A 19,221-nucleotide genomic window follows, 5' to 3' on the forward strand; every position below is an offset into this window, starting at 1 on the left:
CGGAAGGGATCCGGTTCGGCAAGAACGGAAAGCTCTCGCTGGCACGCTATCGCTTCGATCCGCGCCCGCGAAGGGTCCAAAAGCGGAAATAAGTACGGTCCCCGTCGATTCAGCAACCGCGGGAATAAAACCAGATCGTGAGCTCGCCCGAGGCCGCGTGAGCCGGAATCCATCCGCTCGCGGTAACTTTCGGCTCCTCGGCTCCCTCGCAAAACGAATGGCTCATCACCTCGACGTCAACCCAGAGCTCCTCCCCGACCCGGCGAAACCCGAGGACACGGACGTTCGGTTCGGCTCCATTAGACTCGTCGGCGTGAGGCTCTCGCTCCGCCTCGCGTGTTTCGGCCCCCGGCGACGGCGCCAGACGTCCGTCCCACGCGCTCGTGAGATAGGTGAGACGGTCCTCGAGCAGCCGCTCGAGCGGAAAGAACTCATCTCGCTCTGAAGCTCGGATCCACGCAGCCCCATTGTCGACTAGAAGCTGGAACCAGCGGCCGTGCTCCTGCAGGACGATCGCCGCCGGAGCTTCGTAGTCATACTCCTTCGTCGGAAGCTCGGCCACACCTCCCGTCCCTGGTCGATAGACGCTCACTTTCAACCCCTCGCACCCACCGATCGCATGAAACGTCCAGTACGTTTCGACGCGGATCCACCCGACGGTCTCGTTGGAGTCGGGCGCTCGATAGAGAGTGATCTCTTCCGGTGTGAATTCGTCACAGGGAAAGTCACCAAATACTTCGGGCAGTGACAGCAACCCGATGACCGGGTCGGCGGCGAGCGCCGGCCCGGAAACGGTCAGGAGCGCGAGCCCGATGGCAGTCCTCATGTGCATCTCGTTCTATTTGCTCACACGGTGGAGCGTGATCGGAATCAAGTCCGTTCCGTGCGGGGTCGCGAAGAGGGTGCCGTCTCGCTGTGAGAGCTCATAGGTCTGCATCACGGATATCTCGACGGAGTTTTCGAAACAGGTTACGAGGCCGTCGGTCGCGAGCACCCCATCGTGCCGAACACCGCCTTTGGCGAGCTCGATCCCGCGGTCACCATCACAGAGCGTCCAATAGGTATCGCGCGCGGCGACTTCGACGACGCCATCCCCGTCTCGATCGGTGATCGAGATCGTACGGTCGCTTCCGTCGTTGACGTCGACCCCTTCCCAGAGGCCGAGGAATGGACGAATCGACTTCTTGCTGGTACCCCCCGCAGCGAGCAGGACCACGGAGACTGTCGCAATCGACAGAATACTCAGCGCACGTTTCATGAGAATCTCCTTTCTCGAACCAGTCAGTTGGCGCCGAGGGGTGGCGGGACGGAATCCGGGATGAAGGCGTCCGCGAAGCTCATTTCCGCGTTTTGGACCTTCAGAATCCAGACTGTTTTCAGCGGAACGTGACTCTCGGAGCTGAACGAGATAGTCCCGGTGACACCTTCGAACCCATTGGTGCGCTCGAGCGCGCGAAAGATTCCGTTCTGATTCTGCGGTCGCGCGCGCCGCAGGACGTCCACGATGAGACGGGCGGCGTCGTAGCCCAGGGCGGCGAAGGCGTCCTGTGGTGGAACGCCGTAAGCACCGCGATAGGCCGCGATGAACGCCTTCGCCCCCGGAGTACCGGTCTCCTCGGAAAGCCAGGCGTGGGTCGTGAACCAGACGTTACTCGTCGGATCCGAACCTCCTTGGAGAAGCTCCGGGGTGTCGAGACCGTCTCCACCGAGAATTGGCTGCGCCACCCCAACGCCCCGAATCGACGCCACGGCGTCTCCGATGCAATCGGGAAGGCCCGCGAGGTAGACGAAATCCGGCGCCATCGGAAGTCCGCCCACGCGCTCCCCCTGCGCGGAGAGGTCACATCCGTTGTACGAGACGTCCAGGAGCACGTTGCCGCCGAGCTCCTCGAACCGCGTCTTGAAATAACGCGGCAGCGTTCTCGTGTACTGAGAGGTCGAATCCCAAAGGATCGCGACCGAGGCCCCGAACTCGCGACGCGCGAACTCCGCCCCCGCCGCCGCTTGCGTGTTGTCGCCGAATGGCGTGAGAAAGACGTAGGCACCCACGACCTGGGGAAGAGACGGGTCGGTTGCTCCAATCGAAAGAAAGGGCACGCGGTTGCGCTGAAAGTGGGGACCGGCAATCAAGACCGAATCGTTGTCGGTGAAGCCCGCCACCATCGAAACGCTCGAGGCCGCCGCTAGCGCCGCTTCCCTGGTTGTCTCCGGATCCGACTTCGTGTCGAGCAGAGCGACGAAGGGAAGAAGGCCGTCCCCCGCGGCCTCCTGGAGACCGAGAACGAAGCCGTTCATGGCCGGTCGCCCGATGCTCGCCTGGGCTCCCTCGAGGTCGAGCAGAACCGCGGTATCTGCCGTTCGCGTTTTCTGGTGCGTCTTGCCACCCTTCTTCTGCTCCGAAGCGGTGACGAGAGCCACTTGCGCGCCGATCAGTACGAAGACGAGCGTGGCCGTGCGGGACTGTCGAAGCATGATTTCCCCCCATGATGTCGCATTCGTCGCGACGCACTTTCACATATCACGAAAACGTATCAGTTCTCGCGCTGGATCCAGTCCGGAGGAACGGGCTCTTCTCCGAAGATCGACTTCGGCATCTCTCGGGTGAGAGCCCATCGGTGGAGCCAGGTGATGCCGGCGGGACCGTCGTATCGATCCTCGGAAGCGTAGGCCGGATGCTTCAATGCTTCTTCGAGTGAAACGAACCGGTAGCCCCTTTCCCGCATCCATCCGAGAAGCTCGCCGAGCCAGTCGCCGTTCAGCGCGTAGGCGTGCACGAGCAAAATGTGAGGGATCTCCTCGCCCACGATTGCCGATGCCTGTTCCTCGTAGTAGACGACGATCGCCTTCATGTACCGAAGGTACTCTTCCGCGATGCGCTGCTTCTCCGTGTCGGACGACGCCTCGGCATAGGCGAAGCCGAACATCCATTCCTGGTTATCGATCGTCACCGGTGCCACCCGGTAGCCGTGATCTCTCAAGAAGGCGCTCGTGCGATCGTGGATCGCGACGCTCAGACCCGTATGCAGGAATGGATGCCGAAAGAACCGCAGGGTCTTCCCGTGCCGCGCAATAAGCGGCCGCAAGACCCGCTCACCTCTCAGAATGTCCTGTTCCCAGGTCGAGACGTCGACGCGATGAAGATCGAGGTGCGCGTAGCCGTGGTTGCCCAGATCCAAGCCGGCCTCGAGCCACCGCTCGAGAAGCTCGACCCGCGCGGGATCCACCTTGCCATCGACTTCGAGCTTCTGCTCGTTCACGAAGCCGGTCGCGGGCACCCCGTACTCTTGGAACGTAGAGAGGATGTCGCGGGTAACTTGTCGCGCCCGCTCGATGGACCATTCGCTGCGCAGAACCACGGGAAGATCGTCCATCGTGATCGCGATTTCTCGTGCGGTCGCGTTCGCGGACGCCGAAAGCCCCAGGGACAAGAGGATTCGAGGTGCGAGCCTTGCCAAGCGTTCTCCGATCGCCGTCATGATACTTCGCCTGGATCGGTCGGTGTGTCGAAAAGATGCTTGAAAAATCTCTCCGGCCCGTTGAGAAAGTCACGCGTTACCAGAAAGTGCTCCGTCTCGCGGTAGGCGACCTCGCGGATGCTGTCGCCGTCGAGGCTGTAAAGAACGGCACCGGGATAGCTGAGAATGATCGGCGAGTGAGTCGAGATCAGAAACTGAGCCTGACGGGGTTTCGCCAGGTCGTGAACGACCTTTAGGAACGAGAGCTGTCGTTGCGGCGAGAGTGCGGCCTCCGGCTCATCGAGAATATAGATGCCCTGCTCGAAACGATTGACGAAGAGGGAGAGAAAGGACTCGCCGTGGGATTGTTGGTGCAGCGACTTTCCGCCATAGGCACGCAGGTTCGATACCTCATCGATGTAGGTGGCGAAGTTGTAGAAGCACTCGGCGCGCATGAAGAAACCCTCGGTCACCTTCGGTTGCCAGGACAATCTCAAGGCCTGCGCCAGCGGGGACCGGTCGGCAAAAGTCGCGCGGTGATGATCGCGGTTGCCGCCCTCGGGATTGAACCCGCAGCACTCGGCGAGCGCTTCGAGAAGAGTCGACTTGCCGCTGCCGTTCTCGCCGACGAAGAAGGTCACGTTGCTCCGGAAAGTGAGATCGATCCCGTGTGAGAAGGCGCGGATGTTGAAGGGAAACTCGGAGCCGGCGAACTGTTCGGGCGAACTCACGACGCTTCGGAGAAAGGGTGCACCCGTGTCCCTTGGAGGCACCGGTCTCCTTCGTCTCGACGTCATCGCCCCACTATGCCACGAGGCAGCCACCGTCCGACCCGGCTGCAGTAGGCCTCGTAATCCTTCCCGAAAGTTCGGCGGAGCGTGGGCTCTTCGTAGAGTCGCACGAAAGCGTGCGTGATGATGAAGAACAAGAGAGCGTAACCCGCGAGTATCCACGACTCGAAGAAGATCGCTGCCCCGGCGAGCGAAATTCCCGCACCCAGGTACATGGGGTTGCGAACGAGCCGGTAGGGGCCTCGGATTACCAGGCGGCGGGGGGGGTCGAACGGAGCTGGGGTGCCTTTGCCAACGAACGCGAAGGTGAGAACGCAGGACAGCGCCACAACGGCTCCACTAGCGGTGACGACGACGCCGGCGGCCTGGGCGGCTCCGATTTCATCGGGAGCGTGGACCCCCGCCGTGGCAAGAATCCTCGCGGGAACGAAAACGAGCACGAAGCCGATGAAGAGAGTGGCATAGGTAACCGCTCGAACCAGTATCAAAATGACGGACTCAGCCGATGTCACCCGGGGATTAACCACAGAGGCCCTAGAAGCCGCCGCGAGTCGGCTACCGCGTCACCACGGTGATCTCGCGAATCCTCTCGCGGACCGACTCCGCCTTTCCTTGCTCATCGAGACGGCGCCAGAGACGCTCTACGGCGGCCTCGTCCACGAGGCCGGGAGGTGAGCCCGAAACCGGCGTCGACAGGCCTTCCGCCTCGCGGAACGCATCCACCGCGGCGACGAGCTCCGGGGTGTAAGCGATCGGATCGTCCCCTGGCTCGGGCGCGGTCTTTACGTATCCGAGCGCGTGCAGAATGATCTGGAGCTGCAGGACATCCTTGCCGACGAACTGCTGCAGCACGCGAAATCCGAGCGACTGACTGATCGTGTCGTAGACCCGCCTCAGCTCGGCAACCGGTGTTTCGTGCTCGCACAGGTTGATCTGCGTCGAGATTCCGTCTCGCCGCCGCGAGTGACCGTCTCTCGGGTCCGCCACGATGACCGCCGCCGACTGCGTGCGACCCTTGCGGGCATCGCCCCCCGCCGCCTGTCCCGCCTCGAGGGCGGCGATGAGACGATCCGCCAGGTGGCGACGGCTTCCCTCCGACCCCTCGAAGGAACGAGCCACCGCTTCGAGGACCTCGGGGCCGACGAGCAAGTTTCCCTGAGTCACGTAGCTCGCTCCCGAGCGATGCCCGGACCATGCCCGCGTCTCCGAGCCGGTATGCTGTGCCGATCCGGAGGTCAACCCGATGAGCCCGATCTGACGACGCTCGGCACCCTCGTCGGCCGAGAGGGCTCGTTCGAGCGCCACCTTCGCCGAGAGCCCCTGCTCGAGGAGATCGAGCAACTCGGCTCCGTACTCGGTGCGCGTGCTCGCCTGGGTGGCTACCGCGCCCACGCCAACCCTGACCCAGGGGACGCCGTTTCCCACGCAGGGATTTCGGGTCGTGACCGCGACGCCCACTTCGCCGGTCACCGGATCGACCGCGGCAATGGAGAACGTGTGGTCAACGCGCTCTTCGCCCGAGAAGATGAACAGCCCGAGAAGGAGCAGAAAAGACATTCGAGCGCTTCTAACTGGTTCTGACCGTGGAGGGAGTGCGGAACGCCAGGGCGGGTGAGGTCGGTGCGACGCGTTTGGCGTTCAACGGAATCGACACCGTGAACGAGGTTCCCTTTCCGACCTCGCTTTCGACCTCGATCTTCCCACCGTGGTTCTCCATGATTCGGTAGCTGATCGAAAGCCCCAGGCCCGTTCCCACGCCGACTCCTTTCGTGGTGTAGCCGGGATCGAAGATCCGGTTGATGGCCTCGGGCGCGATACCCTGGCCGGTGTCGGAGATGCGTACCAGGACGGCGTCCCGTCGTCGGAAAGCCTCGACTTCGATGATGCCCTGATCCTCGATGGCCTGGATCCCATTGACGATGAGGTTCATGAAGACCTGGTTGAGCTGGCCAGGAAAGCAACCTACGGACGGCACGTCTTCGTAGCGCTTTCGAATCTCGATTCGCCCCCTGGTTTGGTGCGCCACGAGCGCTAGCGTCTCATCGAGTCCTTCCCGTACGTCAGCGAGCTTCCACTCCGACTCGTCCAGGCGCGCGAATTTTCTGAGATTGGAAACGATTCCAACGATCCGCCGGCTTGCGGCCTCGGTCAAGAGATTCATTTCGCGGATCCGCTCCATGGTGCGCGCCGACGTGGCGTCCGTTTCGCCTTTCGCCGCGAGACTCCGCTTCAGATCCTCGAACGCCGTGCGCTCGCTTTGCGTGTTGCTCAGAATCGCTCCGATGGGCGTATTCAGCTCATGCGCCACACCGGCGACCAGCTGTCCCAGCGCGGCCATCTTCTCCGATTGAATGAGCTGTGTCTGGGTTTCCCTCAACTCTCGGGTCTGTCGCTCGAGCTTCTGGAAATCCACGAACCTCTGGTAGGCGACGGAAATGGCGTCGGCGAACTCCTGGAGCGTCCGGACATCGTCTTCGGAGGGTGGGAGCTCCGGACCGGAACCGATGAATACCGTGCCGTGCGAGAAAGGCACGTTGACGAGATAGTGCAAGTCGGGAGGGAAATTCGTTCCCTCGCAAGAGAGGTGGCTCCCATCGCAAGTGGCCACCCCCACGCGCTTGCTCGTCCAGAAATCGAAGAGCGTGGACGAATCCGGAAGCTCGATCATTTCCAGCTCGTGCATGGAGGACCCATCCGTCTCTCGAGTCTTGATGATCTTCACGGTGCCGGAGGTCGTGTCGGCGATCGTGATGCCGCAAACCGAGAACGAGAGACCGAGCCGGCGGAGCTCGCGCCGCATGACGTCGATGGCCCGCGCCAGGTCGTCCGGCTCCTTCATCAGGAACACCTCGCGTACCACCTTGCTCACCGCCCGGCCGAGCCGGAGCTCGCGGTTCTGCTCTTCGAGGGCGAGCTTTTCCATCGCTCCGAGCAGGTCGGCCGGCGTCATGCGCACGTGCCGGAGATCGGCCTCGTAGATCCAGCGGATGATTCCGTAACGATCGACCAGAATGGCCGTGGGGAAGGCGACATCGCCGCCGTGCCGTGAGTGGCGGATGTTCAGCCGATCGAGGAGCTCTCGATCGACGTCGGATAGAAACGTGAACTCGGCACCGAGCTCCTCACGAAACCGCGCCGCGGCCTCGGGGGGATCGACACCAACCGCAAAGACGAGCACGCCGGCATCGCCCACGCGCTTCTCAAAACTTTGGAGCTCCCCGAGCTCCCGGGTGCAGAACGGTCACCAGTTTCCTCGATAGAAGAGATACAGGGCGGCCGACTTCCCTTCGAGGGTCGCGGAGTCGAAGCGTCTACCCGTCGAGTCCGTGAGCTCGAAACGAGGTAGTTTGTCTCCCACGCGAACGCTCAGCTCGCTTCGCGGAAAGCGAGCCCCGGCGAAGAGATAGACGACCAGCGCGCTCGAGGCCGCTAGCTCGATAGCGAAGAGAACCAGCGCTACCATCCCCCCATCTCGCACGACGGCGGCGAGGCCGAAGAGCACGGAGACCCCGACCAAAAGGATGCTCTCGTAAGGGATCCGATGGTATACGCCGCGGCGCAAATTGAATTGATGTACGGCAACCGCTGCCGCGAGGCTCAACGCGCCGGCGATGGCGAGCATCTTTCCAATCCATACTAACGCAATTCGGGGAAGAACTTACGGAGCACGTCCTCTTGAGGCGGCGACGTGACGAGCGATGCGACCACGAGCGCGGTCGTACTGCCGAGCAACAGGTAAACCACGGGAAGGAATCCGAAAACCGTATATTCGCCCTGACCAGCGGTCGAGCGCCAGAAGAAGGCGGTCCAAAGAATCGTCACGGTGAAGATGCCAGCGAGAGCCCCTGCGGCGGTGCTCCGTTTCCAGAAGAGCGCGGCCAGCAGGACGGGGAACAGGCCGGCGAATCCGCTGAGCGACCAGGTGCCTACGTTGAAGATCGATCGCGTCGTGATCTGGGAGAGCCCGAAAACCACGACGAGAAAGAGAGTCACGAAGATTCGACCGACGAGCACCTGCTTCGATTCCGAGAGTCGATCGTGGAAGCCGAAATGGCGCACGATGTCCTGGGTGAAGAGCGTTCCCGCCGCCAGCGTCTGGGAATCGACCGACGACATGATGGCCGCCAGGACCCCCGCCGCCAGGAGCCCGGCAAGCAGACCGGAGGCGTGCCGGAGAATCAGATGTACCAGCACCGGCCCCTCGAGCGGAGGGGGGAAGTCGATGTTTCCCACGACGCCCAGCACGACGCTCGGCACCCAGACGATCGCGATGCATAGCGGGTAGAACGTGATGGCGATACGAAACGTGCGAGCGCTCTTCGCCGTGAGCCAGTGGCTGAAAACGTGAGGAAAGACTCCGACGGAAAGCGGGATCAGCAGATACGAGACCATGCGTCTGAGCTCGGCCGAGCCCTTTCCGATAGCAAGAAGCTCGCCCCGATCGGACGAAAGCCTAGCGAACGCATGGCCGAGCCCACCGTAGCGGTCGAGGACGACGAAAAGCGCGATCGCGCCGAACGTCATGAAGAAGAGAGTCTGAAACGTATTCGCCCACGCGGTGCTTCTCATCCCTCCGTGGGCCACGTACAACAAGATGACTCCGCACATCACCAGGCTACCGACCCAGGGCGGGAGGCCACCATTTCCAGCGCCGGTGAGCGCCCAAAGGACATCACCCGCACCCTTGACGCCGATGAGGACATAGGGAAGCAGCAATCCGATGAGCACCACGAAGAGAACGAGACCGACCGCCTCCGACTGGTACCGCTCACGGAAGAACTGCACTTGAGTGAGGAATCCGTGACGCTTTCCGAGCCACCACGACCGAGTTCCCACGAAGTAGAGAACGAGAGGCGCCACGATCGCCGAGCTCGACCCCATCAGCGCGAACACCACGATGCCCTGGAGATGGGCCTCGGAGGACGCCCCGAGGAGTGTGAACGCGGTCATGTGGGTTCCGAACACCGTCATGAGGAGCACGAAGCTCCCGATGGACCGGCTCGCCACGAAGAAATCCTCGCTCGTGCCCGAGAAGAAACGCTCGGCAGCGCGGCCGACGAGCAGGACGACGAGGAGATAGACGAGGACGACGACGAGAACCGAGCTCACGTCAGTCTTCGTCGAGGAAGCGCGGCCAGGCCCGCCGCACGACGAAGAGCATCAGGGGCGACAGCGCGAGGCTCAAGAGGACGTGGTAGAGAAGGTTCTTGGGAAATCCGAGGACGATGGCGGCATCGTCCCACATCCAGATGTTGAAATACAGGATGAGTAGTAATGCGAGAACGGCCCAGAGCCAGGAGGGATAGTGCATCGATCGAACACATTAGCACAGGCATTCGATTCGGGAACCTGGCCCGCGGCTCGCGACCTTGATACGATTTGCGGCCTATGAAAGCCGCACTCGTTGTTCTCTCCGCCATCGTTCCGGTGAAACTGCTGGCCCAGGATGTCATGTGGCCCGGGGCGCGCTATGACGAGAGCGTGCCGAGCTTCGAGAGCGTCCTGGGTCACGGGCCAGGCGAACGAATCGTTTCCCACGCGGAGATCCTTCGGTATCTGGAGGCGCTCGCGGAAGCGGTGCCCGGCCAAGTGCGGATCTTCGAGTACGCTCGCTCCTGGGAGGGGCGCGCTCTCATCTATGTCGTCATCGGCTCCGAAGCCAACATCGCTCGGCTCGAGTCGATCCGTGAGAACCGAAAGCGTCTGGCGGATCCGCGTGTCACGAGCGCGGCCGAGGCCGCCGAGCTCTTCGATTCCGAGCCGGCGGTGACCTGGCTCGCCTACGGCGTGCACGGAAACGAGATCTCCTCGCCCGATGCCGCGCTCTTCACCGCGTACCACCTCCTCGCTTCTCGTGACGATCCCGTCGTGGAGACGATCCTGAGAGAGACGCTGGTCGTGCTGGTACCGACCCAGAACCCCGACGGGCGCGACCGATTCGTGAACCACTTTCGGGTTGCCGAGGGGCTCGTTCCCGATCCTCATCCCTCGGCTGCCGAGCACGACGAGCCCTGGCCCGGCGGGCGCACGAATCACTACTACTTCGACCTCAATCGCGACTGGCTCGCTCTCACCCAGCCCGAAACCCGCGGCCACGTGAAGGCGTTGCTTTCCTGGCACCCCCAGGTCTTCATCGACCTTCACGAAATGGGTGGAAACTCGACCTATTACTTCACGCCGGAAGCCGTCCCCTACAATCCGCACATCACCGCCGCGCAGCGCGAGGCGCTCGACATCTATGGACGCAACAACGCCAGGTGGTTCGACGAGCGCGGTTTTCTCTACTTCACCCGCGAGGTCTACGACGCTTTCTACCCGGGCTACGGGGCGAGCTGGCCTCTGTTCCACGGAACCATCGCCGCGACCTACGAGCAGGCGTCTGCCCGGGGACTCGTATTCCGGCGCAACGACGGAACGGACCTTCACTTCCGTGACGGGGTGCGCCATCACTTCGTCGCATCGATCGCGACCGCGGAGACGACGGCGCTCAACCGAAGGCGGTTCCTGGAGGACTTCTGGGAGCACCGCCGCAGCGCCATCGAGGAAGGGCGGAGCGAGAGCACAAGAGCCTACGTCCTCCCGAGCTCTCGAAACGAGGCCGCCGTCCAGAAGCTAGCCGGAATCCTCGTCGAGCAGGGGGTCGAGGTGAGCCGGGCCACCGCCGGCTTCGTCGGCTGCGGTTCTCGCGACTTTCCCGCGGGAAGCTTCGTCGTCGATCTGGCTCAACCCGCCAAACGACTCTTGCGTACCATTCTCGATCCCGACGTGCCCCTCGGCGAGGACTTCGTTCGCGAGCAGGAGCGCCGCCGGAAGAAGAACCTCCCCGACGAGATCTATGACGTGACCGGATGGTCGCTGCCCCAGATGTTCGACGTCGAGGCGGTCGCCTGCGAGGCGCTTCCCGCGGGAGACTTCGAGCCGGCGACCGAAGCACGGATCGCACCCGGCGGGATGGAAGCTGGCCGAGCCGACGTCGCCTATCTCGTTCCCTGGGGAATCGCAGGCGGACGCTTGCTCGCGGCAGCGCTTCGCGAGGACCTCCGCGTGATGAGCTCCGACCGGGAGATCGAGCAAAACGGCCGGACCTACCCGCGCGGCACCCTCGTATTCGCGGTGAAGCAGAATCCCGAGAATCTTTACGAGACACTCGAGCGTCTCGCGCAGGTCACCGGCGCCGAGGTGGTGGCGACGAGCACGGGATGGGTCGAAGGGGGCGTCAACTTCGGAAGTCGCAACGTCCACCATGTTCGCGCCCCTCGGATCGCTCTCGCCTGGGATACGCCCACGTCTGCCAATTCGGCGGGTGCGACCCGGTTCGTCATCGAGCGACAGTTCGGCTACCCCGTCACCCCGATTCGAGCCCAACGCTTCGGATCGACGGATTTCCGTGCGTTCGACGTGATCATCCTGCCCGACGGAGACTACGACGACGAGGTCGAGGACAGCACCACCGAAGCCCTGAAGCGGTGGGTGCAAGCGGGCGGAACGCTCATCGGAACGGGAAGGGCGGTGGAGTATCTCGTGAGTGCGGGACATCTGGACTCGAAGCGCGAGAATCAACCGGAGCGCGAGAGCGATCCCAAGAAGGAAGGAGACCCGCCTCCGGGCATGATGCTCGCGTCGGAAGAGGAGTACCTCGCGGCGATCGAGCCGAAGCAGGAGCGTCCCGATCCCGTCGCCGGCGTCATGGTCCGGGTGAACCTGGATCGGGAGCACTGGCTCACCGCGGGAATGGAAAACACGACTCACGCCCTGGTGATCGGCCGATCAATCTTCACGCCGCTGACGCTCGACAAGGGAGAGAACCCCGCCATCTTCGCCGGGCCCGATGATCTCGTCGCCGGCGGGTATCTCTGGGAGCCGAATCGCAAACAGCTCGCCTTCAAGCCCCTCGCCATGGTCGAGCCGAGCGGGGCCGGCCTCGTCATCGGCATCACCGCCGACCCATGCTACCGCGCTTATCTGGATGGGCTGAACCTGCTGATGCTGAACGCGATCTTTCGAGGACCGGCCCGCGCCAGACCGGCGGTTCTTCTCGCCCCCATCGGCTAGCCCCTTTCGGCGTTGGCCCGAATGGCGGCCGAGAGAAACTGGGTAAGCCCATGAGCATGCCGGTCGATTCGTGACTCGAACCGCTCGTCGGCCAGGTAGAGATCGGCAAGCCCCCGGTGAGCGATCCGGTCGCACGGATAGAACCACCGATCGATTTGCAGCCGGTGCCGTTCGGCCAGCTCGAGCACGTCGGGATCGTCGGGCGCCGCGCCGGTTGCCATCTTTCCCGCCACTTCCTGAAGCAGAGCATCCCCCTCCGCTTTGATCCGCGCCCAGTCGTTTTCCGTGTATTCCCTGGTTCGTCGCGCCGCTTCCCGATACGCCTGGGTGTCGCCCCATCGCTCGCGCGCTTCCTCTTCGTGCTCCGCCGGGTCGAATCCATCGAACAATTGCTTGACATCCATCTTCTGCCCTCCTTCGAGCTCTTCGAGAGCCAGCTCCACCGAGCGAATCATGGCTGTGACCCGCCGCCCGCGCCGTAGAAGCTCCTGCCGCTGGGTGACGAGCGCCTTGCGGCGGTCGAATCCAGGCTCGTCGAGCATCCGCCGGATTTGCTCGAGCGAAAAACCCAGCTCGCGCCAGACGAGAATATGCTGCAGCCGGTAGAGATCGGCCTCGCCATAGAGGCGATATCCGGCATCGCTGCGCGCACTCGGCACGAGAAGCCCGATCCGGTCGTAGTGGTGGAGCGTCCGCACCGTCACGCCGGCGAGGCGCGCCAATTCCTTCACCCGGTAGCTCTCGACCCTCATGGATGGAACCTTAGGCCCTCACGCGACGTGAGGGTCAAGACTTTTTTCAGGCGTTCTCGACCTTCGACCCGTCCGGGTTCCCAGCTAGAAACAGCCAGGTCTCGACGACGGTATCGGGGTTGAGCGAGACGCTCTCGATACCTTCATCGAGCAGCCACCGGGCGAAATCCGGGAAATCGGAAGGCCCCTGCCCGCAGATGCCCACGTACTTCCCCCGGCGTTTACACGCCTGGATCGCCTGATGGAGAAGGGCCTTCACCGCGGGGTCGCGCTCGTCGAAAGAGGCGGCGACGAGGGCCGAATCACGGTCGAGCGCGAGGGTAAGCTGGGTCAAGTCGTTCGAGCCGATCGAGAAACCGTCGAAAAGGTCGAGAAACGCGTCGGCTAGAATGACGTTGGAGGGGATCTCGCACATCATAATGACCTTCAATCCCTTCTCGCCGCGCTCGAGCCCGTTTCGCGCCAGCGCTTCGATGACGGATTTTCCTTCCGCCACGGTGCGCACGAAAGGAATCATGACCTCGACGTTGGTGAAGCCCATGTCTTCCCGTACTCTTTTCACCGCGCGGCACTCGAGGGCGAAACACTCGGCGAAGAAGCTCGATACGTATCGCGACGCGCCGCGAAAGCCGATCATCGGATTGTCTTCCTTGGGCTCGTACCGGTCTCCTCCGAGGAGATGGGCGTACTCGTTCGACTTGAAATCAGACAACCGCACGATGACCGGCTCGGGATGAAAAGCAGCCGCCAGCATGGCGATACCCTCGGTGAGTTTGTCGACGTAGAAGCTCACCGGGTCGGAATAGCCGGCGATGCGCTCGCCGATTCGCTCCTTGAGCTCATCGGGCAGGTCTTCGAACTCCAGGAGCGCCTTGGGGTGGATGCCGATCGTGTTGTTGATGACGAACTCGAGCCGGGCGAGACCCACTCCGGCGTGAGGAAGCGAAGCGCATTGAAACGCCCGATCGGGGTTGGCGACGTTCATCATGACCTTGAGGGGAATCTCGGGCATGGCTTCGAGGTCGATGCGCTCGATTTCGAAGTCCGCCTTACCGTCGTAGACATAGCCGGTGTCGCCCTCGGCACAGCTCACGGTCACCGTTGCGCCGTCAGCGATCGTCGTCGTGGCATCCGCGCATCCGACGACGGCCGGGATTCCGATCTCCCGAGCGATGATGGCAGCGTGGCAGGTGCGGCCGCCTCGGTTCGTGACGATGGCCGCGGCTCGCTTCATCACCGGCTCCCAGTCCGGGTCGGTCATGTCGGTCACCAGCACCTCGCCGGCGACGAGAGAGCTCATTCCTGACACGTTCTCGATGACCCGCGCCTTTCCCGAGGCGACTTTCTGGCCCACGGCGCGGCCCTCGATCAGGAGCTTGCCTCGAGTCTTGATGCGATAGCGCTCGAGAGCCTGACCCCCGTGACTCTTCACGGTCTCGGGACGCGCCTGCACGATGTAAATCTGACCGTCGATCCCATCCTTGGCCCACTCGATGTCCATGGGGCGTCGGTAATGCTTCTCGATGAGCAGCGCCGTTCGCCCGAGCTCTTCGAGCTCTCGATCATCGAGAACGAATCGATGCTGATCCGCCTCGTCGACGGAGACCCATCGGACGGTTTCTCCCGGAACCGGGCTCTCGGCGTAGACGACCTTCGATGTCTTCTGACCGAGCGTCCGCGACAGAACGGCCGGACGGCCCGCCTCGAGGTTGCCCTTGTGCAGGTAGAACTCATCCGGATTCACCGAGCCTTGCACCAACGCTTCGCCGAGCCCGCAGCATCCGGTGACGAACACGACGTCACGAAAGCCCGATTCGGTGTCGAGGGTGAAGGCGACGCCGCTCGACGCGAGATCGCTTCGCACCATGCGCTGCACCCCAGCGGAGATGCTGACTTCGTCGTGGTGAAATCCTCGGTGGACGCGATAGGCGATGGCGCGATCGTTGAAGAGCGAGGCGAAGACCATTTTGACCGAGAGAAGCACGTTGTCGATCCCTCGAACGTTCAAGTAAGTTTCCTGCTGGCCAGCGAAGGAGGAATCGGGCATATCCTCGGCCGTGGCCGAAGAGCGCACGGCGACTGGCGTCTGGCCACCCGGGTCCAGCCGGCGATAGGCGTCGGCGATTTCCTCGCGAACTCTCTGGGGCAATTCCCCGGCGAGTACCGCTTCCCGGATCTCCCGCCCGACCCGGCCGAGAGCCTGCACGTCGTCGACGTCCAGGTTGTCGAGTTTTTCGCGCAGCAAAGCCGTCAAACCCGAGCTCTCGAGGAAGGCGCGGAAAGCCTCGGTGTGAGTGGCGAATCCCCCCGGTACCTTCACCCCGGCCGTTCGTAGATGGCGGGTCATCTCGCCCAGAGAAGCGTTCTTTCCCCCCACGATCGCGAGATCGTCCATGCCGACCTCGCTCAAGGTCTTGACGTATTGGCCCATAGCACTACCCTCTCTTAACTTAATACAATACCAGGTGATCCATGCGAACGATGTTCTACATCTCTGACCGAACGGCCATCACCGCCGAAACGATCGGTCACAGCCTCCTCGCCCAGTTCGCCGGTACCACCGACTATCGGGAAGTCACGATTCCCTACGTGGATTCCCTGGAGAAGGCGGCCCAGGTGGTCGAGCGAATCAACGCCGCGGCACTCGAAGACGGGGCCAGGCCGATCGTCTTCAGCACGCTCGCCGAGCCGGAGAGCCGCAGGGTCATCATTCAGTCCGACGCCCACGTCCTCGACTTGTTTCACGTGTTTCTCGAACCGATCGAGCGTGCCCTCGACGCAAAGCCCCTGATCACCCGCACGCGCTCTCACCGCATCAGCAATCTTTCATCTTACGAATCGCGAATCGGTGCCATCGACTTCAGCTTGCAACACGACGACGGCGCGCGCATCAAGGACTACGACAAGGCCGACCTCATCATGGTCGGCGTTTCACGCTCGGGCAAGACACCGACGTGCCTCTACCTGGCGATGCAGTTCGGCATCCGCGCGGCAAATTACCCTATAACCGAAGAGGACTTCGAATCGGACACCCTCCCCGAGCCCGTCCGCCCTTACTTCGAAAAGGTTCACGGCCTCACCATCGATCCCAAGAGGCTGGCGAGCATCCGCGAGGAGCGTCGTCCGGGAAGCCGTTATGCTTCCGTTGAGCAGTGTCGCATCGAGGTCCGGAAGGCGGAGAGCTTGTTTCGATCCCTGGACATTCCCTTCATCAACACGACGAGCACTTCGGTCGAGGAAATCGCGACCCGCGTGGTGCAAACGCGAGGCCTCGAGCGCCACGCCGTCTAGACCGTTGACTCTCAATTGTGAACGTGACCCAAAAATGGAGTGCTACGGCAAGTAGCGGCTCAGCCGCTCGACCGCGGCTGCTCCGGTGTAGTGGACGTCCTTGAGGCACCGGTCGCGGCGGTCCTTCGCCCGAATCCGGTCGCCGAGCGAAAGCTCGCTTCCTTCGGTGAACGCGGCGGCCATGGCCGCAGACGCTTCACGCAAGGCATCGTTGCATTGATAGAAAGTCTCGACGGCAAAGAGCGTATCCTTCGGGAACACCCTCGGAAGACGCTCTCGCAAGTGGGCGTATTCCAGCGGCTCAACAGGCTCCGTCTCCAACGAAGCCAGGACGGTGCGGATCTCCGGCACGAGCGTTCGCGCGACCTCCGCCGCCTCACGACGGCGAGAGCGCTCGCGGATGCCATAGGCGACGACGACGGCGAGCGCCGCGACGAAGAGGATGATCGCTTGCGTCTCGTTCACGCCGGTGCTCGCTTGTGCAACAGATATCGCGCGAGTACGAACCCCGCGACGGCGGCGAGGAGCAGGAGTCCAATCGTCGGGTAATGCGCCCTCAATGTTTCCGCGGCCCGGTCCCCGAGGCGGACGGCCAGGTAGGCCTCTCCGAGGAAGCGAACCATTCGTCCCGCGAGAACAGCGGCGGAAAAGCGAAGCCAGTCCATGCGCAATACCCCGGCCACGAGGATGAAAGGCTTTGTCGGAAAGGGCGGCGGGCCGAGCACCGCGACCAAGATGGCCAGGACGTCGTTCTGCCGGACCTTTTCCTTGACCCATTCCTGTTTGGCTCTCGACAACTTCGCCATCATCGCATCGCCGCCCGTTCGCGCGATGCGGTAGAGAACCAGGCATCCCGCCGTGGAGCCAGCGGCGGCGAGAAAGGCGATGAGAACGAAGAGGCTGGGCCGCTGCCAGGCCAGAAGCATGACGACGAGGTCGACGCCTCCGGGCAGCGGAACCCCGGCCGAGTCGAGAAATGCGATCAGGAAGAGCCCGGGAAGGCCCAGAGCGAGCAGTTGGTGCTTCAGGGATTCCATCGCGACGTTTTGCTAGCGCCGTTCCGCCTTCGCCGACGGCAACCGGCCATCGGAAACACCTGGATCGTCGCGCACAAGTTGAGGGGGCTGAGACTCCTAACCCAGATCGGCCGACGCCTGTTCTGCAATTGCATTTTCCCCGGGTTCGTGAGTAGTATTACAGACCGCTCCGGGCTCGAGATGCGATTTGGCTCCTGCGGTGCCTTCCGTGTCGTCCGAGCTCCAGCACGACAAGCGAAACAGGAGTAAATCATGTCACAGTGGAAGAACATGCGGCGATTTCTCGTCCTTTCGGTGGCCGTCCTTTCCTTAGGCGCGCTTCATGTTTCGGCACAAGAATACGTCGACATCCGGCGACTCGGAACGAGTAACGCCATCAGCCGGCCGGGCCCGTCTACCGGAGAAGAGCTCCAGCAAGTGTTTCGCACGAACCGGGCGGACTACGAGAAGGTTCTCGCCGACGCCCGCTGGCCCGGGGATCCGAACGACCTCTTCAACGCGGTCGAGAGCGGCTCGTTCAGCGAGGCGAGCTACCCCGTGGGCCACACGTTCGAGTGGATGGCGGTGCGCAAGAATGGAGTCGCGCAGCCGACCCGTCCCATCCGCTGGGCGGGCACTGCCCCGTTCGAGGCTTTCGAGATCCGGTTCGAATCGCGAGGGCAGGAGCATCGTTTCCTCATTCCAAAAGCCTGCGGCAACCTGGCGCTCGTCCAGATGCGACCGGTCGAGCCCCAGATCGATCTGGAGGCGCTCACTCCCAGGCTTCGCGTTCAGAGTCCAAACAATTGTACGGGTGCGAACGTCACCGTCGACGTCACCCTCGGCACCAGCATGCCGGAGGGCGGCCGGCTCGAGCTGACGCACACGCGCCCGAACGGGCAGAGGGAAACGATCAACCCGAGCCCCGCTGGTGGCGGTCATCGGTGGACCGGCCAACTCAATGACGCCGGCGCTCACACTTTCACCGCCGTGGTCCATACGCCGGCGGGCCCGACCCGACAGGTCACCGAGCGGGTGAGCCTCGAGCCCTGCGAGCCCACGTGCAACATACAGCTCACCCCGCCACCGATTGATCCCGTGCCCAAGGCGGGACGCGCTTCGATTGGACTCGACATGTGCTCGAGCTCGGCCCGAGTCGGAACGCTCACGACGAGGACGCTGAAGATTCACCACACGCCCGTCGATGGGCCCGAACAACTCGTCGAGACGCTGTCGCTCGAGAGCGAGTGCAGCGCAAGCTACCTTCTCCCTCAGTACGGTGGCTATCGCTTCGAGGGCGAGGTGGTCGACGACCGGGGAATGAGAGCAACCTGCCAGGCGGACTACACCCTGGTGCAGCCCGAAGCGAAGCTAGCGCCTTTCGTTACCGTATTCGGCGGTAAGGAGCGGCGGGTGCGTGAGCTCGACGCCGTAACCGGCGATCCCGCGGGAGACAGCACGACGCAGACGACCCTGTCCGGGCTCTGCTCCGGGCTCTTCGGTGGTACCTTCGGCGTCGCCTATCCCGTCGCCGATGGCGGCGCTCAGGTGTTCGGCCAGGCCGGTGTCGCGGTGAACGTGGAGTACGGCGGGCTTACGTCTCTGTTCGCCGATTTCGGCATCGACAAGAACTTCGAGGGAGGCTTCCTCGGAGCCGGTATCGGTGTTTGGGACTTCACCCATAGCGATACCGTGGACGGAAGCTTCTTCGTCCATGGCGGGTTCAACCTCACCGAGACCCTGCAGTTCAAGCTCGAAGGCAGACTCTTCATGAGCGAGCTCGGCGATATCGAGAACAACTACGCGTTCTTCGGAGGTATCCGCTACTTCTTCAGGCGCTGAAGCGATCCGTGAATTTCGGGGG

The 19,221-nt window shown here is 63.0% G+C and carries 18 protein-coding genes and 1 pseudogene; 3 read left to right on the plus strand and 16 right to left on the minus strand.

Annotated features, from left to right (window positions below; translation table 11 throughout):
* Nucleotides 1-109 precede the first annotated feature (109 nt).
* The 12 genes and pseudogenes from VEK15_30100 to VEK15_30155 form a co-directional block, all read right to left on the minus strand.
* A complete protein-coding gene (locus VEK15_30100) occupies nt 110-826 on the minus strand; it encodes a hypothetical protein (protein HXV64986.1) in 717 nt (238 codons plus the stop codon).
* 12 nt (nt 827-838) lie between these two features.
* On the minus strand, nt 839-1,258 hold the full coding sequence (locus VEK15_30105) for a hypothetical protein (protein ID HXV64987.1): 420 nt from the start codon (nt 1,256-1,258) through the stop codon (nt 839-841).
* Between the two features lie 23 nt (nt 1,259-1,281).
* Nucleotides 1,282-2,472 carry an ABC transporter substrate-binding protein gene (locus tag VEK15_30110; protein ID HXV64988.1) on the minus strand — a complete coding sequence of 397 codons (1,191 nt, stop codon included), beginning with the start codon at nt 2,470-2,472 and terminating at the stop codon, nt 1,282-1,284.
* Nucleotides 2,473-2,531: 59 nt separating this feature from the next.
* The gene (locus tag VEK15_30115; protein ID HXV64989.1) at nt 2,532-3,476 is read right to left on the minus strand and encodes a polysaccharide deacetylase family protein; all 945 of its coding nucleotides are present in this window, start codon (nt 3,474-3,476) and stop codon (nt 2,532-2,534) included.
* The gene (locus VEK15_30120) at nt 3,473-4,186 is read right to left on the minus strand and encodes an AAA family ATPase (GenBank protein ID HXV64990.1); all 714 of its coding nucleotides are present in this window, start codon (nt 4,184-4,186) and stop codon (nt 3,473-3,475) included. The genes VEK15_30115 and VEK15_30120 overlap by 4 nt, the downstream gene beginning before the upstream one ends.
* A 62-nt stretch (nt 4,187-4,248) precedes the next feature.
* A complete protein-coding gene (locus tag VEK15_30125) occupies nt 4,249-4,734 on the minus strand; it encodes an isoprenylcysteine carboxylmethyltransferase family protein (protein HXV64991.1) in 486 nt (161 codons plus the stop codon).
* A gap of 67 nt (nt 4,735-4,801) precedes the next feature.
* Nucleotides 4,802-5,803: a DUF1028 domain-containing protein gene (locus VEK15_30130; GenBank protein HXV64992.1), complete on the minus strand. Its 1,002-nt coding sequence runs from the start codon at nt 5,801-5,803 to the stop codon at nt 4,802-4,804.
* 10 nt (nt 5,804-5,813) lie between these two features.
* Nucleotides 5,814-7,196 (minus strand): HAMP domain-containing sensor histidine kinase, encoded by a 1,383-nt coding sequence (locus VEK15_30135; protein HXV64993.1) that lies wholly within the window; start codon nt 7,194-7,196, stop codon nt 5,814-5,816.
* Nucleotides 7,197-7,223: 27 nt separating this feature from the next.
* Nucleotides 7,224-7,475, minus strand: a pseudogene (locus VEK15_30140) (redoxin domain-containing protein).
* Nucleotides 7,476-7,487: 12 nt separating this feature from the next.
* Complete coding sequence (locus tag VEK15_30145) at nt 7,488-7,868, minus strand: hypothetical protein (GenBank protein ID HXV64994.1); 381 nt, start codon at nt 7,866-7,868, stop codon at nt 7,488-7,490.
* A 14-nt stretch (nt 7,869-7,882) separates the two neighbouring features.
* Complete coding sequence (locus VEK15_30150; GenBank protein ID HXV64995.1) at nt 7,883-9,355, minus strand: sodium:solute symporter family protein; 1,473 nt, start codon at nt 9,353-9,355, stop codon at nt 7,883-7,885.
* A 1-nt stretch (nt 9,356) separates the two neighbouring features.
* Nucleotides 9,357-9,557 carry a hypothetical protein gene (locus VEK15_30155; protein HXV64996.1) on the minus strand — a complete coding sequence of 67 codons (201 nt, stop codon included), beginning with the start codon at nt 9,555-9,557 and terminating at the stop codon, nt 9,357-9,359.
* Nucleotides 9,558-9,634: 77 nt separating this feature from the next.
* Here VEK15_30155 and VEK15_30160 point away from each other — a divergent pair, with 77 nt between their 5' ends.
* On the plus strand, nt 9,635-12,298 hold the full coding sequence (locus VEK15_30160) for a M14 family metallopeptidase (protein HXV64997.1): 2,664 nt from the start codon (nt 9,635-9,637) through the stop codon (nt 12,296-12,298).
* Here the strand turns inward: VEK15_30160 and VEK15_30165 are convergent.
* Nucleotides 12,295-13,050, minus strand: a complete 756-nt coding sequence (locus tag VEK15_30165; protein ID HXV64998.1) for a MerR family transcriptional regulator — start codon at nt 13,048-13,050, stop codon at nt 12,295-12,297. The genes VEK15_30160 and VEK15_30165 overlap by 4 nt on opposite strands.
* A gap of 46 nt (nt 13,051-13,096) precedes the next feature.
* A complete protein-coding gene (gene ppsA, locus VEK15_30170; protein HXV64999.1) occupies nt 13,097-15,481 on the minus strand; it encodes a phosphoenolpyruvate synthase in 2,385 nt (794 codons plus the stop codon).
* 41 nt (nt 15,482-15,522) lie between these two features.
* Here ppsA and VEK15_30175 point away from each other — a divergent pair, with 41 nt between their 5' ends.
* Nucleotides 15,523-16,341, plus strand: coding sequence for a pyruvate, water dikinase regulatory protein (locus VEK15_30175; protein HXV65000.1), 819 nt, complete (start codon nt 15,523-15,525; stop codon nt 16,339-16,341).
* A gap of 42 nt (nt 16,342-16,383) precedes the next feature.
* Here VEK15_30175 and VEK15_30180 read toward each other — a convergent pair whose 3' ends face one another.
* Together VEK15_30180 and VEK15_30185 are read right to left on the minus strand one after the other, a co-directional pair.
* Entirely contained in the window at nt 16,384-16,806 is a 423-nt protein-coding gene (locus VEK15_30180) for a hypothetical protein (protein HXV65001.1), read from the minus strand.
* Nucleotides 16,803-17,378: a VTT domain-containing protein gene (locus VEK15_30185; GenBank protein ID HXV65002.1), complete on the minus strand. Its 576-nt coding sequence runs from the start codon at nt 17,376-17,378 to the stop codon at nt 16,803-16,805. The genes VEK15_30180 and VEK15_30185 overlap by 4 nt, the downstream gene beginning before the upstream one ends.
* Before the next feature lie 252 nt (nt 17,379-17,630).
* Here VEK15_30185 and VEK15_30190 point away from each other — a divergent pair, with 252 nt between their 5' ends.
* On the plus strand, nt 17,631-19,199 hold the full coding sequence (locus tag VEK15_30190; protein ID HXV65003.1) for a hypothetical protein: 1,569 nt from the start codon (nt 17,631-17,633) through the stop codon (nt 19,197-19,199).
* The last annotated feature ends 22 nt before the right edge of the window (nt 19,200-19,221 follow it).

The sequence above is a fragment of the Vicinamibacteria bacterium genome (assembly GCA_035620555.1).
In the GTDB taxonomy this organism is placed as follows: domain Bacteria; phylum Acidobacteriota; class Vicinamibacteria; order Marinacidobacterales; family SMYC01; genus DASPGQ01.